The 16,728-nt window shown below is 71.5% G+C and carries 16 protein-coding genes; 10 read left to right on the plus strand and 6 right to left on the minus strand.

All coding sequences use genetic code 11. From position 1 onward, the window contains the following. Positions 1 to 29: 29 nt before the first annotated feature. The gene (aceB, locus tag ACFXOA_RS19895; RefSeq protein ID WP_385029850.1) at positions 30 to 1,649 is read right to left on the minus strand and encodes a malate synthase A; all 1,620 of its coding nucleotides are present in this window, start codon (positions 1,647 to 1,649) and stop codon (positions 30 to 32) included. A gap of 285 nt (positions 1,650 to 1,934) precedes the next feature. Further along, positions 1,935 to 2,540, minus strand: coding sequence for an NTP transferase domain-containing protein (locus ACFXOA_RS19900; RefSeq protein ID WP_385029853.1), 606 nt, complete (start codon positions 2,538 to 2,540; stop codon positions 1,935 to 1,937). A 412-nt stretch (positions 2,541 to 2,952) separates the two neighbouring features. On the opposite strand from ACFXOA_RS19900, the gene ACFXOA_RS19905 reads away from it, so the two are divergent. Continuing rightward, entirely contained in the window at positions 2,953 to 3,267 is a 315-nt protein-coding gene (locus ACFXOA_RS19905) for a DUF5955 family protein (RefSeq protein WP_385029856.1), read from the plus strand. A gap of 131 nt (positions 3,268 to 3,398) precedes the next feature. On the opposite strand, the gene ACFXOA_RS19910 is transcribed toward ACFXOA_RS19905, so the two are convergent. Further along, positions 3,399 to 4,199, minus strand: a complete 801-nt coding sequence (locus tag ACFXOA_RS19910) for an IclR family transcriptional regulator (RefSeq protein WP_385029859.1) — start codon at positions 4,197 to 4,199, stop codon at positions 3,399 to 3,401. 333 nt (positions 4,200 to 4,532) lie between these two features. On the opposite strand from ACFXOA_RS19910, the gene allB reads away from it, so the two are divergent. The 3 genes from allB to ACFXOA_RS19925 all read left to right on the plus strand — a co-directional run bounded on the left by allB (position 4,533) and on the right by ACFXOA_RS19925 (position 7,439). Beyond that, the gene (gene allB / locus ACFXOA_RS19915) at positions 4,533 to 5,876 is read left to right on the plus strand and encodes an allantoinase AllB (RefSeq protein ID WP_385029862.1); all 1,344 of its coding nucleotides are present in this window, start codon (positions 4,533 to 4,535) and stop codon (positions 5,874 to 5,876) included. A gap of 2 nt (positions 5,877 to 5,878) precedes the next feature. Further along, entirely contained in the window at positions 5,879 to 6,994 is a 1,116-nt protein-coding gene (gene alc / locus ACFXOA_RS19920; RefSeq protein ID WP_385029865.1) for an allantoicase, read from the plus strand. A gap of 115 nt (positions 6,995 to 7,109) precedes the next feature. Next, positions 7,110 to 7,439 carry a putative quinol monooxygenase gene (locus ACFXOA_RS19925; RefSeq protein ID WP_365520173.1) on the plus strand — a complete coding sequence of 110 codons (330 nt, stop codon included), beginning with the start codon at positions 7,110 to 7,112 and terminating at the stop codon, positions 7,437 to 7,439. Positions 7,440 to 7,505: 66 nt separating this feature from the next. Here the strand turns inward: ACFXOA_RS19925 and ACFXOA_RS19930 are convergent, their stop codons facing one another. Both ACFXOA_RS19930 and ACFXOA_RS19935 read right to left on the minus strand, forming a co-directional pair. After that, positions 7,506 to 8,342, minus strand: a complete 837-nt coding sequence (locus ACFXOA_RS19930) for an aldo/keto reductase (RefSeq protein ID WP_385029868.1) — start codon at positions 8,340 to 8,342, stop codon at positions 7,506 to 7,508. Between the two features lie 185 nt (positions 8,343 to 8,527). Continuing rightward, entirely contained in the window at positions 8,528 to 9,172 is a 645-nt protein-coding gene (locus ACFXOA_RS19935; protein ID WP_385029872.1) for a TetR/AcrR family transcriptional regulator, read from the minus strand. A 226-nt stretch (positions 9,173 to 9,398) separates the two neighbouring features. On the opposite strand from ACFXOA_RS19935, the gene ACFXOA_RS19940 reads away from it, so the two are divergent. Together ACFXOA_RS19940 and ACFXOA_RS19945 are read left to right on the plus strand one after the other, a co-directional pair. Continuing rightward, the gene (locus ACFXOA_RS19940) at positions 9,399 to 10,319 is read left to right on the plus strand and encodes a DMT family transporter (RefSeq protein ID WP_385029875.1); all 921 of its coding nucleotides are present in this window, start codon (positions 9,399 to 9,401) and stop codon (positions 10,317 to 10,319) included. 149 nt (positions 10,320 to 10,468) lie between these two features. Continuing rightward, on the plus strand, positions 10,469 to 11,638 hold the full coding sequence (locus ACFXOA_RS19945; RefSeq protein ID WP_385029878.1) for a cytochrome P450: 1,170 nt from the start codon (positions 10,469 to 10,471) through the stop codon (positions 11,636 to 11,638). Positions 11,639 to 11,677: 39 nt separating this feature from the next. On the opposite strand, the gene ACFXOA_RS19950 is transcribed toward ACFXOA_RS19945, so the two are convergent. Next, entirely contained in the window at positions 11,678 to 12,682 is a 1,005-nt protein-coding gene (locus tag ACFXOA_RS19950; protein ID WP_385029881.1) for a Gfo/Idh/MocA family oxidoreductase, read from the minus strand. A gap of 92 nt (positions 12,683 to 12,774) precedes the next feature. Between ACFXOA_RS19950 and ACFXOA_RS19955 the strand changes: the two genes are divergently transcribed. The 4 genes from ACFXOA_RS19955 (at position 12,775) to ACFXOA_RS19970 (ending at position 16,663) form a co-directional block, all read left to right on the plus strand. Beyond that, positions 12,775 to 13,536, plus strand: a complete 762-nt coding sequence (locus ACFXOA_RS19955) for a GntR family transcriptional regulator (RefSeq protein WP_385029884.1) — start codon at positions 12,775 to 12,777, stop codon at positions 13,534 to 13,536. A gap of 243 nt (positions 13,537 to 13,779) precedes the next feature. Then, positions 13,780 to 14,760: a sugar ABC transporter substrate-binding protein gene (locus ACFXOA_RS19960; protein WP_385030024.1), complete on the plus strand. Its 981-nt coding sequence runs from the start codon at positions 13,780 to 13,782 to the stop codon at positions 14,758 to 14,760. Further along, on the plus strand, positions 14,757 to 15,806 hold the full coding sequence (locus ACFXOA_RS19965; protein ID WP_385029887.1) for an ABC transporter permease: 1,050 nt from the start codon (positions 14,757 to 14,759) through the stop codon (positions 15,804 to 15,806). Before ACFXOA_RS19960 ends, ACFXOA_RS19965 begins: the two co-directional genes overlap by 4 nt. Then, a complete protein-coding gene (locus ACFXOA_RS19970; protein ID WP_385029890.1) occupies positions 15,803 to 16,663 on the plus strand; it encodes an ATP-binding cassette domain-containing protein in 861 nt (286 codons plus the stop codon). Before ACFXOA_RS19965 ends, ACFXOA_RS19970 begins: the two co-directional genes overlap by 4 nt. Positions 16,664 to 16,728: the final 65 nt, after the last annotated feature.

Below are 16,728 nucleotides of genomic sequence, written 5' to 3' on the forward strand. Positions count from 1 at the left end.
GGTGCCGGGGGCTGATGTGCGCGGGAATGTCAGCCCAGTTGCTCGTACGCCGGCAGCGTCAGGAAGTCCGCGTAGTCCTGGTCGAGGGAGACCGTGAGCAGCAGGTCGTGGGCCTGCTGCCACTTGCCGGCCTCGAAGGTCTCGTCGCCGATCTCCTCGCGGATCGCGGCCAGTTCCTCCGCCGCGACCTTGCGGGCGAGGTCGGCCGTGGCGTGCTCGCCGTTCTCGAAGACGACGTCGGCGTTGATCCACTGCCAGATCTGCGAGCGCGAGATCTCGGCGGTGGCCGCGTCCTCCATGAGGTTGAAGATGGCGACCGCGCCCATGCCGCGCAGCCACGCCTCGATGTAGCGGATGCCGACCGCCACCGCGTTGCGCAGGCCGTCGTACGAGGGCTTCGCGTCCAGGGTGTCGATGGCGATCAGGTCGCCGGCGGCCACCGAGACGTCCTCGCGCAGGCGCTCCTTCTGGTTCGGCTTCGCGCCGAGGACCGCGTCGAAGGAGGCCATCGCGATCGGGACCAGGTCCGGGTGGGCGACCCAGGAGCCGTCGAAACCGTCGCCGGCCTCGCGGTCCTTGTCCGCCTTGACCTTCTCGAAGGCGACCTTGTTGACCTCGGCGTCGCGCCGCGAGGGGATGAAGGCCGCCATGCCGCCGATGGCGTGCGCGCCGCGCTTGTGGCAGGTGCGCACGAGGAGTTCGGTGTAGGCGCGCATGAACGGGGCGGTCATGGTGACCAGGTTGCGGTCCGGCAGGACGAACTTCGAGCCGCCGTCACGGAAGTTCTTCACGATGGAGAAGAGGTAGTCCCAGCGGCCCGCGTTCAGCCCGGAGGCGTGGTCGCGGAGCTCGTAGAGGATCTCCTCCATCTCGTACGCGGCGGTGATCGTCTCGATCAGCACGGTCGCGCGGACGGTGCCCTGCGGGACGCCGACGTAGTCCTGGGCGAAGACGAAGATGTCGTTCCAGAGGCGGGCCTCCAGGTGCGACTCCGTCTTCGGCAGGTAGAAGTACGGGCCCTTGCCGAGCTCGATGAGGCGCTTGGCGTTGTGGAAGAAGTAGAGGCCGAAGTCGACCAGCGCGCCGGGGACCGGCGTGCCGTCGAGCTGGAGGTGGCGCTCGTTCAGGTGCCAGCCACGCGGGCGCATGACGACCGTCGCGAGCTCCTCGGCGGGCTTCAGCGCGTAGGACTTGCCGGACCTGGAATCGGTGAAGTCGATGTTCCGGGTGTAGGCGTCGATCAGGTTGAGCTGGCCGGTGACCACGTTCTCCCAGGTGGGGGCGGACGCGTCCTCGAAGTCGGCGAGCCAGACCTTGGCGCCCGAGTTCAGGGCGTTGATGGTCATCTTGCGGTCGGTCGGGCCGGTGATCTCCACCCGGCGGTCGTCGAGCGCGGCCGGGGCCGGGGCGACCTTCCAGGTGTCGTCCACGCGGATCGCTTCCGTCTCGGGGAGGAAGTCCAGCGTGGAGGTGCGGGCGATCTCGGCCCGGCGCTCGCCGCGACGGGCGAGCAGCTCGTCGCGGCGGGGCGTGAACTGCCGGTGCAGCTCGGCCACGAACGCGAGGGCCGCATCGGTCAGGACCTCGTCCTGCCTCGGCAGGGGCTCGGCATCGACGATGGCCAGCGGGGACGGCGCTGGTGCGGACATGAGCTGTCACTCCTTCAGCGGGGGCGGCGCGGACGGCGTCCCACGGCTGCCGGGTCGCCTGAACGGCACGGGGTGCCATGGCTCCGAGATACGGCCGTGGGTGCCGTACGGGTGCGGAAGCGGCGCTGCGTCACTGCAGTGCGCTTCTGATCAGTGGATATTAGTTTCCTCATGGTGGAAGTTCAATGGTTTGTTGATGTCGAGATTCTCCGGGTCGACAGATCCTCCTCGCGGTGGCGCGGCGTGCCAGGCGCCGCAAGGTCCGTCGATCCCCGTGTACCCCGCTCACTCCAGGCGTGTCAGATCGGCCGCCGTGTCGATGTCGTAGGCCTCGGCCACATCGGAACACTCCACCAGCGTGATCGCATCGCGGTGCGTCCGCAGGTAGGCCCGCGCGCCCCGGTCGCCCACGGCATCCGCCGCGATGTCCGCCCACCGGTCCGCCCCGAAGAGCACCGGATGCCCGCGCTCCCCGCCGTAGGAGGCGGCCGCGAGGCTCGCGCGCGAACGCCAGGCCGCGCGGACCCGGGCCACCGCCTCGGCCCCGATGCCCGGCTGGTCGACCAGGAGCACGAGGGCGGCGTCCGCGCCTGAGCCGCCGAGGGAGGCCAGACCGGCCCTGAGCGAGGAGCCCATGCCCTCCTCCCACCCGGGGTTCACCGTCACCTCGCTGCCCGAGAGGTCGGCCGCCGCGCGCACGTCGTCGGCGGCGGCGCCCAGCACCACGTGCACCGGGCCGCACCCGCCCTCGCGCAGGGTGCGTACCGCGTGCTCGACGAGAGGACGGCCGCGGTGCTCCAGCAAGGCCTTCGGCCTGCCGCCCAGGCGGCGGCCGCCCCCGGCGGCGAGCAGTACTCCGGCGATCACGGGAATCCGCTGTGTGTGAGCCATGGGCCCTGGATACCATCGCCGCTGCCGCTGCCGCTGCCGCTGCCGCTGCCGCCGGGGCAAGGGCTGCCGGGGCCAAGGGCCGCCCCCTGAGGGCTTCCTCGCCGGTGCCGCTGTGGTGCCCGCGCCCGCCGATGCCGCTGGGCGCCGCCGTCCCGCGGCGACGGCCTCCGCGCCCTGCCGCCGGGCGCGCGCACGACGTGCGCCGGCGCGCCTCGCCGCAGGCTGCCGGAGGGGCGGTCCGCTCCGCGGGCGGCCCCCGGGGCCGTCCTCCCTCGGAGTCGGGCTCGTTCTTCGTCCGTACAGTGGCGCACGCCGCCGTCGATGGCGTTAACTGGGCCGCGCCCCGGGGCACTTGACCACCTGCCGGGGCTGATCGGCACACCGGCACAACGACGTGCGAGGGGGAAGTGCTTTGTTGCGAAGCGTGGGGCGGGAGCGGTTGACGGGCAGCGCTGAGGACCCGAGAGTGACGGAGCTGCGCCTGGCCGTCTCCCGGCTCCGTCGGGAGCTGGCCGGACATCCCGCCGAGTTCCCGGACCGGGGCATCGCCGAGGAGGAGCTGGCGGCGCTGGACGCCATGGCGGTCGGCGGGCGGCCGGAGAGCCCCCGCCTTCGCCGCTCGTTGCTCCTGGTGGCAGGGGCGATCGGCTCGGTCAGCGCGCTCGCGCCCGGTCTGCGCGAGGTCCGGATGGCGGTCGAACTGTTCGGCGACCCCCCTCCCCGCTGACCGGCCTGTCCGCCGGACCACCCGGTGCGCGCGATTCCCGCCGGGCCGAGGCCCGTGCGCGCCCTGAGGCCCCTGGCTGCCGTGGCCCGGCTCCGGCGCGCGGACGGCCGGGGCACGGCCGTCCGCGCGCCTCAGCCGGCGGGCCCCGTGCTGGCGAGCGCCTCGGAGAGCTCCTTGGCGATCTGCTGCAGGATCGGCACGATCCGCTCGGTCGCCGTCTCCGTCACCCGGCCCGCGGGCCCGGAGATCGAGATGGCGGCGGAGGTGGGGGAGTCCGGGACGGAGACCGCGAGGCAGCGCACGCCGATCTCCTGCTCGTTGTCGTCCACCGCGTAACCCGCCCTGCGCACCTGCTCCAGCGCGTCGAGGAAACCGTCCGGCGTGGTGATCGTCTTCTCCGTCGCCGCGGGCATGCCCGTGCGGGCCAGCAGCGCGCGCACCTCGTCGGCCGGGGTGTGCGCGAGCAGGGCCTTGCCGACGCCGGTCGAGTGCGGGAGGACCCGTCGGCCGACCTCGGTGAACATGCGCATCGAGTGCTTCGACGGCACCTGCGCGACGTAGACGATCTCGTCACCGTCCAGCAGCGCCATGTTCGCCGTCTCGCCGGTCTCCTCGACGAGTCGCTGGAGGTACGGGCGCGCCCAGGTCCCCAGCAGCCGGGACGCGGACTCTCCGAGACGGATCAGGCGGGGGCCCAGCGCGTAGCGCCGGTTCGGCTGCTGGCGTACGTAGCCGCACACGACGAGGGTGCGCATCAGCCGGTGGATCGTCGGGAGCGGAAGGCCGCTGCTCGCGGAGAGTTCGCTGAGCCCGACCTCACCCCCGGCGTCCGCCATGCGCTCCAGCAGGTCGAAGGCGCGTTCGAGGGACTGCACGCCGCCGCTGGGGCCGGCGGGCTTGGAGTCGGAAGTGCTGGCGTGGGACGGCGGCACGTCAACGGTCCTTTCGAGGCGGAGGCAAGGTAGCAGCCTACCGGGCTGCTCCCGATCGGCCCACTGCTCCAGGCGCGACGTCCTCGCCGGTCAGGGCCTGTTTTGTCCCGGTGTCGGCAGGCGGGGCCGAGTTCGGCCGGAAGCGCGGTGGAGTGGCTCCTGGCCTATTCTACGTTCCGCCTGGCGAAAATGAACTTTTACTTTGTGGAAATATCCAAGTGTCGCCCTTCGTGATCCACTGGGTGGCGGCCGAGTGGGGTGAGGTCTTGACGGCCCGCTTTCCCGAGTGAGAACTTCTTCAACAAATCGTTGAAAACTGCGTGAGGAGCACAGGTGTCCGGTATGGACGTGAAGCTGGTACTCCGCTCGACGCGCGTCGTCACCCCCGAGGGAACCCGCGCCGCAGCGGTCCTCGTCGCCGACGGGCAGATCGAGGCGGTCCTGCCGTACGACGCCGAGGTGCCGGAGGGCGCCCGCGTCGAGGACTTCGGGGACGATGTCCTGCTCCCGGGGCTCGTCGACACCCATGTCCATGTGAACGACCCCGGGCGCACCCACTGGGAAGGCTTCTGGACGGCCACCCGCGCCGCGGCCGCCGGCGGTATCACGACCCTGCTCGACATGCCGCTGAACTCGCTCCCCCCGACCACGACCGTGGAGAACCTCCGGATCAAGCAGGAGGTCGCCGCGCCCAAGGCGCACATCGACACGGGTTTCTGGGGCGGGGCGCTGCCCGACAACGTGAAGGACCTGCGGCCGCTGCACGACGCCGGTGTCTTCGGCTTCAAGTGCTTCCTGTCGCCCTCCGGCGTGGAGGAGTTCCCCGAGCTGAACCAGGAGCAGCTGGCCAACTCCCTCGCCGAGATCGCCGGGTTCGGCGGCCTGCTGATCGTGCACGCCGAGGACCCCCACCACCTCGAGGCCGCGCCGCAGAAGAGCGGCGAGAAGTACGCCGACTTCCTGGCGTCCCGCCCCCGCGACGCGGAGAACACCGCGATCGAGAACCTGATCGCCCAGGCCCGGCGGCTCGACGCCCGCGTGCACGTGCTGCACCTGTCGTCCAGCGACGCCCTCCCGCAGATCGCGGCGGCCAAGCGGGAAGGCGTCAAGGTCACGGTCGAGTCCTGCCCGCACTTCCTGACCCTGACCGCCGAGGAGGTCCCCGACGGCGCCACCGAGTTCAAGTGCTGCCCGCCGATCCGGGAGGCCGCCAACCAGGACGTCCTGTGGGCCGGGCTCGCGGACGGGACCATCGACTGCATCGTCTCCGACCACTCGCCCTGCACCACCGACCTCAAGACGCCGGACTTCGCCTCCGCATGGGGCGGGATCTCCTCCCTCCAGCTCGGCCTGCCCGCCATCTGGACGGAGGCCCGCCGTCGCGGCCACACCCTGGACGAGGTCGTCCGCTGGATGTCGGCCGCCCCCGCCGAACTCGCGGGCCTGCACCGCAAGGGCGCCATCGAGGCAGGACGGGACGCGGACTTCGCCGTCCTCGACCCGGAGGCGACCTTCACCGTCGACCCCGCGGAGCTCTTCCACCGCAACCAGGTCACCGCCTACGCGGGCAAGACCCTTTACGGCGTGGTCAGGTCGACCTGGCTGCGCGGCAACCGGATCGCGGCGGACGGCGAACTCGCCGAGCCCACCGGCCGCCTCCTCGAAAGGAACCAGTGACCATGACGGCGATCCCCCACTTCACCGGTGACGCGAAGCCGTACGGCGGTGGCGACCCCTACGCCGACTACCGCACGGCCGACTTCCCCTTCGCGCAGCTCGTGGACCTCGCCGACCGGCGGCTCGGCGCGGGCGTCGTCGCCGCCAACGACGAGTTCTTCGCGGAGCGCGAGAACCTGCTGAAGCCGGAGCCCGCGGAGTTCGACCCCGAACACTTCGGGCACAAGGGCAAGATCATGGACGGCTGGGAGACCCGCCGCCGGCGCGGCGCGAGCGCCGAGGAGCCGCACCCGACGGACGCGGACCACGACTGGGCGCTCGTGCGCCTGGGCGCTCCGGGTGTGGTGCGGGGGCTGGTCGTCGACACCGCGCACTTCCGGGGCAACTACCCGCAGTCCGTCTCCGTGGAAGCGGCCTCGCTGCCGGGGTCCCCGTCCCCGGAGGACCTGCTCGCCCCCGGAGTGGAGTGGACGACCCTCGTCCCCCGTACGGCCGTCGGCGGGCACGCGGCCAACGGCTTCGCCGTCGAATCCGGCCGGCGCTTCACCCACCTCCGGGTCAACCAGCACCCCGACGGCGGTATAGCGCGGCTGCGCGTGTACGGCGAGGTGGCTCCGGACCCGGCGTGGCTCGCCGCCCTCGGTACGTTCGACCTGGCCGCCCTGGAGAACGGCGGTGAGGTCGAGGACGCCTCGGACCGCTTCTACTCCCCGGCCACCAACACGATCGCACCGGGCCGTTCGCGCAAGATGGACGACGGCTGGGAGACCCGTCGCCGGCGCGACAAGGGCAACGACTGGATCCGGTACCGGCTGGCCGAGCAGTCCGAGATCCGGGCGCTGGAGATCGACACCGCCTACCTGAAGGGCAACGCGGCGGGGTGGGCCGAGATCTCTGTGACCGACGGGGAGGGCGCCGACCCCGTCGGGCTGCTGCCCCGCACGCGGCTGCAGCCCGACACCAACCACCGGTTCGTCCTGCCGGAGCCGGTGCGCGGGACACACGTCCGGATCGACATCTTCCCGGACGGCGGGATCTCCCGGCTGCGGCTCTTCGGTTCGCTGACCGAGGAGGGCGCGGCACGGCTGTCGGCCCGGCACGAGGCGCTGGGCGGGTAGTCACCCCGCCTTGCCGCCATGCTCCGCGCGCGGTGGGCTGGTGTGCCGGTTCATGGCCGGACCGCACCGGTATGCGACCCTGGTCGGGACGTCGCAGTCCCGACCAGGAGTCGCCATGATCTTCATCGCCGTCAAGTTCACCGTGCGCGCCGTCGAGCGGGACAACTGGCTCCCGGCCGTCGAGGAATTCACCCTGGCCACCCGTCAGGAGCCCGGGAACCTCTTCTTCGACTGGTCCTACAGTGTGGAGAATCCCGACCAGTTCATCCTGCTGGAGGCGTTCGCCTCGCAGGAGGCCGGAGAGGCACACGTGAACTCGGAACACTTCAAGGCCGCGATCGACACGATGTCCGAACTCGTGAGCGAGGTACCGGAGATCATCAACGTCGAGGTCCCGGGGAACGACTGGTCCCGGATGTCCGAGGTCACCCCCCGCAACCGCTGACGCCGGGCGCGATCAGCGGGCCTCCCAGAGAACCCGGCCGTCTCCGGGAGGTCCGCTGGCGCGCCGTCAGAACTCCTCGTGCGTCTCGGGGTCGCCACCGAAGCGGTGCGGAGGCCTCGCCCCGATCCGGTCCAGCTCCTGCCGGGTCAGCTCGAACCCGAACAGGTCGAGGTTCTCCCGCTGCCTCCCCGGGTCGGCCGACTTCGGGATCGGCACCGCGCCCAGCTGGGTGTGCCACCGCAGCACCACCTGACCGGGCGTCACCCCGTGGGCCTCGGCCGCGGCGATCACCTCGGGGCTCTCCAGGACCTGGCGTCCCCGGGCCAGCGGGCTCCAGCTCTCGGTGACGATGCCCTTGGCGTCGTGCACCGCCCGCAGCTCCTCCTGGGGGAGCAGCGGGTGCATCTCGATCTGGTTCACCACGGGGATCACGCCCGTCTCCCGCTCCAGCCGGTCCAGATGGGCGGCGGTGAAGTTGGAGACGCCGATCGAGCGCACCAGGCCGTCCTCCCGGAGCCTGATCATCGCCTTCCAGGTGTCCACGTACTTGTCCACCCGGGGCAGCGGCCAGTGGATGAGATAGAGGTCGACGTACTCCAGTCCGAGCCTGCCGCGTGACTCCTCGAAGGAGGCCAGCGTCTCCTCGTAGCCGTGGTGCCGGCCGGGCACCTTGGTCGTGACGAAGACCTCCTCGCGCGGGACCCCGGAGCGGGCGATCCCGCGGCCGGTGCCGGTCTCGTTCCGGTAGTTCAGCGCGGTGTCCACGAGGCGGTAGCCGGCTCCCAGAGCGCCTGCGACGGCCTGCTCGGCGGCATCGTCGTCGAGCGGCCAGGTGCCGAGGCCCACCGCGGGGATGGTGCTGCCGTCGTGGAGATTGCGGACCCGGGGCGGTGTCTGGCTCATGGTCTCCCATTTCGTCGTGCGTGCCTTCACCGCCAGCGTAGGACGCGGCACGGGGGAGCGCGCGACGCGGATCTCCCAGGTCCTGGCGCGCACCCGGGCCGGCCGCCGGGCCGTCGCACTGCCCGGCGGTGACCCCCGTACCGGTGCCGGAACGCCGACCGCGCACCCCCGCGGGACCGGCTTCCTCAGGGGGCGGCGGGCAGCAGCCCCGGGTCCGTGGCCACCGAGCGCAGCCGCCCCAGAATGGCCCGCGCGGCCTTCGTGTAGCCGGGGTTGTTGTTGTGCAGGACCGACTCGGCGTTGGCCAGCTCCATGAACGCGATGAGCTCGAAGGCCAGTTGCGAGACATCGGTGTCGGGCGCGATCTCGCCACGCACCCTGGCCTCCTCCAGCGTCTCCTCCACGAAGGTGACCCAGCCCGTCTGCGTCGCGGCCAGCGCGTCGTGCACCTTGCCCTCGCGCGAGTCGAACTCGGCGATGGTCGCGTAGAAGAAGCAGCCGCCGCTGAACACCCGGCGCTGTGAGTACGAGATCCAGCTCTCGCACATCCGCCACACCCGGCCGAGCCCCGGCGCCGCCGCCCGGGTGGGCGTCAGCACGTGTTCGACGAAGACGGTCACGGCGGCGCGCACGGTGGCGAGCTGCAACTCCTCCTTCGAGCCGAACAGGGCGAACACCCCGCTCTTGCTCAGCTTCAGCTCCGTGGCGAGCCGGCCCAGGGACAGGCCCTCCAGCCCCTCGGCCGAGGCGACGTGGACCGCGCGGCCCAGCACCAGCTGCCTGGTCTGGTTCCCCCGCTCGACCCGTCCGTCCAGCCGCGCTCCGCCCATGTGCCAACTCCGTGTCTCCGAGCGTCCCAGGACCGACATTCTAGGAGGAGCCGACACGGCCGAGGCACCCGTTCGGCCGGTGGGGGGACCCGTGCGAACAGGTGCCCGGTTCGCTGTGCGGACGGAGGTTCCCCGCAGGTCGTCCTGTTCGATACGGTGACCGTTCCCCGTGTGAGCCGCTGAGGTCTCCACATCGTTCCCGTTGTGGAGAACCAGGAGAGCCGACGTGTCCACCGCCGTCCTGCCCGCGCTCGCCCCGTCCCGCAGGGCATGGGTCACCGACCTCCCGCTGCTGCTCGTCGCCGCCGTCTGGGGAGCCAGCTACCTCGCGGCCAAGGGCATCACCACCACGCACACCGTCATCGCCGTCCTGGTGCTCCGCTTCACGATCGTGCTGCCCGCACTGGTGGTCGCCGGACGGCGCGGGCTGCGGGCGCTGACCGCCGCGCAGTGGCGGGGCGGCGCACTGCTGGGGCTGCTGCTCAGCGTGATCTTCCTGCTCGAGACCTACGGTGTGGTGCACACCTCGGCGACGAACGCGGGGCTCATCATCAGCCTGACGATGATCTTCACGCCGCTGGCCGAAGCGGCGGTCACCCGGGTCCGCCCGCCCGCCCCCTTCCTCGCAGCGGCCGGACTGTCCGTCGTCGGCGTGGTGCTGCTCACCCAGGGAGGCGGCTTCACCCGGCCGTCGGCGGGCGATCTCCTCATGCTCCTCGCGGCTCTCGCGCGCACGGTCCACGTGCTGGCCATGGCCAGGATCACCTCGGTCAGGGACGCCGACTCGCTCTCCCTGACGACGGTGCAACTGGGCAGCGCCGTGGCCGTCTTCGCCGCGCTCGCCGCCGTCCCCGGAACCGGACGGGCGCCGTGGACGGTGGCTGCGGGCTTCGGCGCCGGCGAGTGGGCGGGGCTGCTCTTCCTCTCCGTCCTCTGCACGCTCTTCGCGTTCTTCGTCCAGATGTGGTCGGTGCGCCGCACGTCGCCGTCCCGGGTCAGCCTCCTCCTCGGCACGGAACCGCTCTGGGCGGCCGCCGTGGGCATCTCGATCGGCGGTGAGCATCTCGGGCTCCTGGGAGCGGTGGGCGCCGCCCTCGTCCTCGCGGGCACCGCGTGGGGACGCCGGCGCGCTGATGCCACGGGCTGACCCCGGCGGCCTCTCCGTGGCACGAGCCCGACAGCCCGCGCCGAACTCCGCCTGACGTGACGTCAGGCCGCGTCTCCTCCGCGAGGACGAGGACGGCGCGGACCGATGCGCCTAGGCTGATCGCGTCGGACCGCAGAGGGGGCGGGATCATGCAGGTGGTCGATCTGCGCGGGGCACGGGACTTCCAGGCGAATCCGTATCCGTACTACGCGAAAATGCGCGCCGAGGGCCCGGTCCACGCCGTCCGGACCGACGACTTCGAGCGGATCTGGATGATCGTCGGCTACGAGGAGGCCCGCAGCGCCCTCGCCGACCAGCGGTTCAGCAAGGACTGGCGGACGACGGAGACCTGGTCGGCGTCGAGCAACCCCATCAACGCCAACATGCTGGAGATGGACGCCCCGCACCACACGCGCCTGCGCAGGCTGGTGGCCCGGGAGTTCACCCCGCGCAGGGTCGACGCGCTGCGTCCCCGCGTCGAGCGGATCACCGGAGAGCTCCTCGACGCGATGGTGCCCGCCGGGAGCGCGGACCTGGTCGACGCGTTCGCCTTCCCGCTGCCGATGACGGTGATCTGCGAACTCCTCGGGGTGCCCGACATCGACCGGGACGCCTTCCGGTCCATGTCCAACGCCATCGTCACGCCCGTCTCGGCGGATCGGGAGAGCGAGGCGGTCCACGCGATGGGGGCCTACCTCGACGAACTGGTGGAGGACAAGCGGTGCTCCCCGGGGGAGGACCTGCTGAGCGCCCTGATCCAGGTCCGCGAGGACGACGACGGACTGTCGCGCGACGAACTCATCGGCATGGCCTTCCTGCTGCTGGTGGCCGGGCACGAGACCACCGTCAACCTGATCGCCAACGGGGTGCGCGCGCTGCTCGACCACCCGGAGCAACTGGCCCTGCTCCGCGCCGATCCGGAGCTCGTCGACGGCGCGGTGGAGGAGATGCTCCGCTACGACGGACCCGTCGCGACCGCGACGTTCCGGTTCACCCGGGAGCTCGTGGAGATCGGCTCCACCGTCATCCCCCGGGGCGAGGCGGTGCTCGTCGCCCTGGGATCCGGTGACCGCGACCCCGGACGCTATCCGGAGCCGGACACCTTCGACATCCGGAGGGAGGCGCGGGGGCACCTGGCCTTCGGTCACGGCATCCACTTCTGCCTGGGGGCCCCGCTGGCCCGGATGGAGGGGAGGATCGCGATCCGGGCCCTGCTCGAACGCTGCCCCCGACTGGCCCACGACCCCTCGGGCGGCGAGCCCGAATGGCTGCCCGGACTGCTGCTGAGGGGCGCCCGTCATCTGCCGGTCCGCTGGTGAGGCGGAACCAGAGCCCCCCGGGCGGAGCCGGCCGCCCGTTCAGTCCGCCGGGATCTCCGCCATCGCCACCGGCCGGCGCTCCGCCCGGGAGAGTTCGCACGCCTCGGCCACACGCAAGGCGTGCAGGGCCTCCCGTCCGTCGCACGGATTGCTCAGTTCACCGCGCGCGACGGCGAGGAAGGCGTCCAGCTCGGCCGCGTACGCGGGGGCGAAGCGCTCCAGGAATCCCGTCCACGGTGCGGCCGGCGCGGGCGGCCCCTGCGGCTCGGCGGAGGTGAGCGGCGTACGGGCGTCGAGTCCGACGGCGATCTGGTCCAGTTCGCCCGCCAGCTCCATGCGCACGTCGTAACCGGCTCCGTTGCACCGGGTGGCCGTCGCCGTGGCGAGCGTGCCGTCGTCCAGCGTCAGCAGCGCCGCCGCCGTGTCCACGTCGCCGGACTCCCGGAACGCCGGGGGGCCGGCGTCCGACCCGGTGGCGTACACCTCGGTCACCTCGCGGCCCGTCACCCAGCGCAGGATGTCGAAGTCATGGACCAGGCAGTCCCTGAACAGGCCGCCGGAGAGCGGGAGATAGGCGGCGGGAGGGGGAGCGGGGTCGGACGTCGTCGCCCGTACGGTGTGCAGCCTGCCCAGTGCCCCGCCGCGCACCGCGGCGCGGGCGGCGGCGTAGCCCGCGTCGAAGCGGCGCATGAATCCGAGCTGGAGCACGCTCCCGGCCCGCTCGACCTCACGGAGGGCGCCCAGCGTCCCGGTCAGGTCCAGGGCGATCGGCTTCTCGCAGAAGGCGGGCAGACCGGCGCGCGCCGCCCTGGCGATGAGATCGGCGTGCGCGGCGGTCGCCGAGGTGATCACCACGGCGTCCGGCCCCGCGCCCAGGAGCTCTTCGGCGGTGGGGACGACGGCCGCCCCGGTCCTGGCCGCGGTCCGTGCGGCGCGGACGGAGTCGGGGTCCGTCACCACCAGTGAGGCGACCGCCGGGTGCCGGGCCAGGACGTCCGCGTGGAAGGAACCGATCCTGCCCGTGCCGATGAGTCCGATGCGCATGGACCCAACGTGCCGTCCGCCGGACGCACTGTCAACTATATGTCCTGACAAATGGGGGGTGCCGTGGGGTGGAACGAGGTACGCTCCGTGCCGTGCCCAAACCAGCCGCCGATTCCGCAGCCCTGGGGCTGGGCGTGGACCGCACCAGTCCCGTCCCGCTCTACCATCAGCTGGCCCAGCAGCTGCAGGCGGCGATCGAGCAGGGGCGGCTGGCACCCGGCAGTCTGCTCGGCAACGAGCTGGAGCTCGCCGCGAGTCTCGGGCTTTCCCGTCCTACCGTCCGCCAGGCGATCCAGTCGCTCGTCGACAAGGGCCTCATGGTGCGCCGGCGCGGTGTCGGTACCCAGGTCGTGCACAGCCGGATCCGGCGCCCGCTCGAGCTGAGCAGCCTCTACGACGACCTGGAGGCGGCGGGCAGGGCGCCGGCGACCCGGGTGCTGCGGAACGTCGTCGAGCCGGCGGCCCCGGAGGCCGCCGCCGCCCTCGGCGTGGCGGTGGGCGCAGAGGTGCACCGCGTGGACCGGGTACGGTACGCGCGGGACGAGCCGGTGGCGCTGCTGCGCAACCACCTCCCGGCGGGGCTCCTGGACCTCTCCACCGAGAGGCTGGAGTCGACCGGGCTGTACCGGATGATGCGCGGCGCGGGTATCACCCTGCACAGCGCCAGGCAGACCGTGGGCGCCAGGGCCGCGACGCCCCAGGAAGGGGAACTGCTCGCGGAGCCCGAGGGTGCCCCGCTCCTGACGATGGAACGCGTCACGTTCGACGACGGCGGCCGGCCGGTCGAATTCGGCTCGCACGTCTACCGCGCCTCGCGCCACAGCTTCGAGTTCCAGCTGCTCGTGCGGCCCTGAACCGGGCGGTGCGGCCGGGCCCGGCCGCGACGGGTCCGAATGTTCGGACAAGAGCGTTGACGTGGTCATGGTGTCTCGCTAGAACGGCGGGAGGGCGCGCCCCGCGCCCCTGCCGGGTCGTTCCGCACCGGGCTCGGGGATACTTGGCCCGCCGGGCGGCGAGCCCGGCACCACCAGGCAGTACATCGAGCAGCACCAGAAGGGCACGGCGTCGTGGCAAGGGTTCGGACAGGGGTACGCGCGATGGGCGCCGTGCTGGCAGCGGTACTGGCGGCCTCCCTCGCGGGATGCAGCAGCACCGGCGGCAAGCGGGCGGAGGACCGCGCACGCCAGGCCGCCGAGGGCCGTTCCGTGGTGAGCACGCCTCGCTGGACGTTCGCCATGGTCACCCACTCGGGTGATGGCGACACCTTCTGGGACATCGTCCAGAAGGGCGCCAAGCAGGCGGCCGACAAGGACAACATCAACTTCCTCTACTCGCACAACGACGAGGGCCAGCAGCAGGCCGAACTCGTCCAGACCGCGATCGACAAGAAGGTCGACGGCCTGATCGTCTCCCTCGCCAAACCCGACTCGATGAAGACCGTCGTGGCCAAGGCGGTCAAGGCCGGCATCCCCGTCATCACCGTGAACTCCGGCGTCGCCGAGTCCAAGGCCTTCGGCGCCCTCACCCACATCGGCCAGGACGAGTCCATCGCCGGCGAGGCCGTCGGTGACGAGCTGAACAAGCGCAAGCGCAAGAAGGTGCTGTGCGTCCTGCACGAGCAGGGCAACGTCGGACACGAGCAGCGCTGCGCCGGAGCCAAGAAGAACTTCGACGGCACCATGCAGAACCTCTACGTCGACGGCACCAACATGCCCGACGTCCAGGCGTCCATCGAGGCCAAGCTCAGCTCCGACAAGGACATCGACGCCGTCGTCACTCTCGGCGCGCCCTTCGCCGCGGCGGCCGTCAAGGCCAAGCGGACCGCGGGCAGCGAGGCGGAGATCGACACCTTCGACCTCAACGCGAGCGTCGCCACCGGCCTCCAGGACAAGAGCCTCGGCTTCGCCGTCGACCAGCAGCCCTACCTCCAGGGCTACGAGGCCGTCGACCTGCTCTGGCTCTACCGCTACAACAAGAACGTGCTCGGCGGCGGTCTGCCCGTCCTGACCGGCCCCCAGGTCATCACCCGGGACGACGCCGCACAGCTGGCGGAGTACACGGACCGGGGGACCCGATGACCGCGACCGGGCAGCCGGCGGCCCCCCGCACCGACGAACGCCTGCTGCGCACCTCCCCGCTGCGCAAGCTGCTCGGCCGTCCCGAGCTCGGCTCCCTCGTCGGCGCCGTGGCCGTGTTCCTCTTCTTCGCGATCGTCGCCGACAGCTTCCTCCAGGCGTCCAGCCTCGGCACGGTCCTCTACGCGGCCTCGACCCTCGGCATCATGGCCGCGCCCGTGGCGCTCCTGATGATCGGCGGCGAGTTCGACCTCTCGGCCGGTGTGATGGTGACCAGCTCCGCGCTGATCTCCTCGATGTTCAGCTACCAGATGACGGCCAACGTCTGGGTGGGCGTCTTCGTGTCGCTGCTGGTCACGCTGGGATTCGGCGCCTTCAACGGCTTCATGCTCACCCGCACCAAGCTGCCGAGCTTCATCATCACCCTCGGCACGTTCCTGATGCTGACGGGCCTGAACCTCGGCTTCACCAAGCTGATCAGCGGCACCGTGTCCACCAAGGCCATCGGCAACATGGAGGGCTTCGACTCCGCGCGCAAGGTCTTCGCCTCGTACCTGACCGTCGGCGGCGTCGAGCTGAAGGTCACCATCCTCTGGTGGGCCGCGCTCGTCGCCCTCGCCACCTGGATCCTCATCCGCACCCGTTTCGGCAACTGGATCTTCGCCGTCGGCGGCCAGTCGGACGCCGCGCGCGCGGTGGGCGTCCCCGTGGTGCGCACCCGCATCGGGCTCTACCTGGGGGTCGCCTTCGCGGCCTGGGTCTCCGGTCAGCACCTGCTCTTCTCGTACGACGTGGTGCAGTCCGGCGAGGGCGTGGGCAACGAGCTGATCTACATCATCGCGGCCGTCATCGGCGGCTGCCTGATCACCGGCGGCTACGGCTCCGCGATCGGCTCCGCCGTCGGCGCGATCATCTTCGGCATGACCAGCAAGGGCATCGTGTACGCGGAGTGGAACCCCGACTGGTTCAAGTTCTTCCTGGGGGCGATGCTGCTCCTGGCCACCCTGCTCAACGCATGGGTACGCAAGCGCGCGGAGGCGACGAAATGACGGCCACCCAGGCTCCGGAACCCGGGGACGCGGCCGCCCCGGCGCTCGTCGAGCTCGACGGCGTGTCGAAGTACTACGGCAACATCAAGGCCCTCCAGGACGTCTCGCTGGAGGTCCACGCGGGCGAGATCTCCTGCGTGCTCGGCGACAACGGTGCGGGCAAGTCGACCCTCATCAAGATCATCGCGGGGCTCCACCGGCACGACGCCGGCCGCTTCCTGATCGAGGGCGATGAGGCGTCCCTGGCCAATCCGCGCGAGGCACTGGACCGGGGCATCGCCACCGTCTACCAGGACCTGGCGGTCGTCCCGCTCATGCCGGTCTGGCGCAACTTCTTCCTCGGCTCGGAGCCGACGAAGGGCGCGGGTCCCTTCAAGCGCCTCGACGTGAAGTTCATGAGGGAGACGACCCGGGCGGAGCTGCTGCGCATGGGCATCGACCTGCGCGACGTCGACCAGCCCATCGGGACCCTGTCGGGTGGCGAACGCCAGTGCGTGGCCATCGCCCGCGCGGTGTACTTCGGTGCCAAGGTCCTCGTCCTCGACGAGCCGACCGCGGCGCTCGGCGTCAAGCAGTCCGGGGTCGTGCTGAAGTACGTCGCCGCCGCCAGGGACGCCGGACTCGGAGTGGTCCTCATCACTCACAACCCGCACCACGCCTACCTCGTGGGCGACCGCTTCGTCCTGCTCAAGCGCGGCGCGATGTCGGCGAGCCACACGAGGGACGACGTCACCCTGGACGAACTGACCCGCCAGATGGCGGGCGGGAGCGAGCTCGAGGAGCTCAGCCACGAGCTGGAGAGGGCGCCGGCGCCCGACCACCTCGGCGGCCGTCCCGTCGGCGAGGACACCCCGTAGGAGACCGTTCCGTCACCCCCGCCCCTCGGCCGGAGACCGGATCCAGGGGCGGGGAAATGGCAGAA

Source organism: Streptomyces sp. NPDC059166 (assembly GCF_042755185.1).
Taxonomy (GTDB): domain Bacteria; phylum Actinomycetota; class Actinomycetes; order Streptomycetales; family Streptomycetaceae; genus Streptomyces.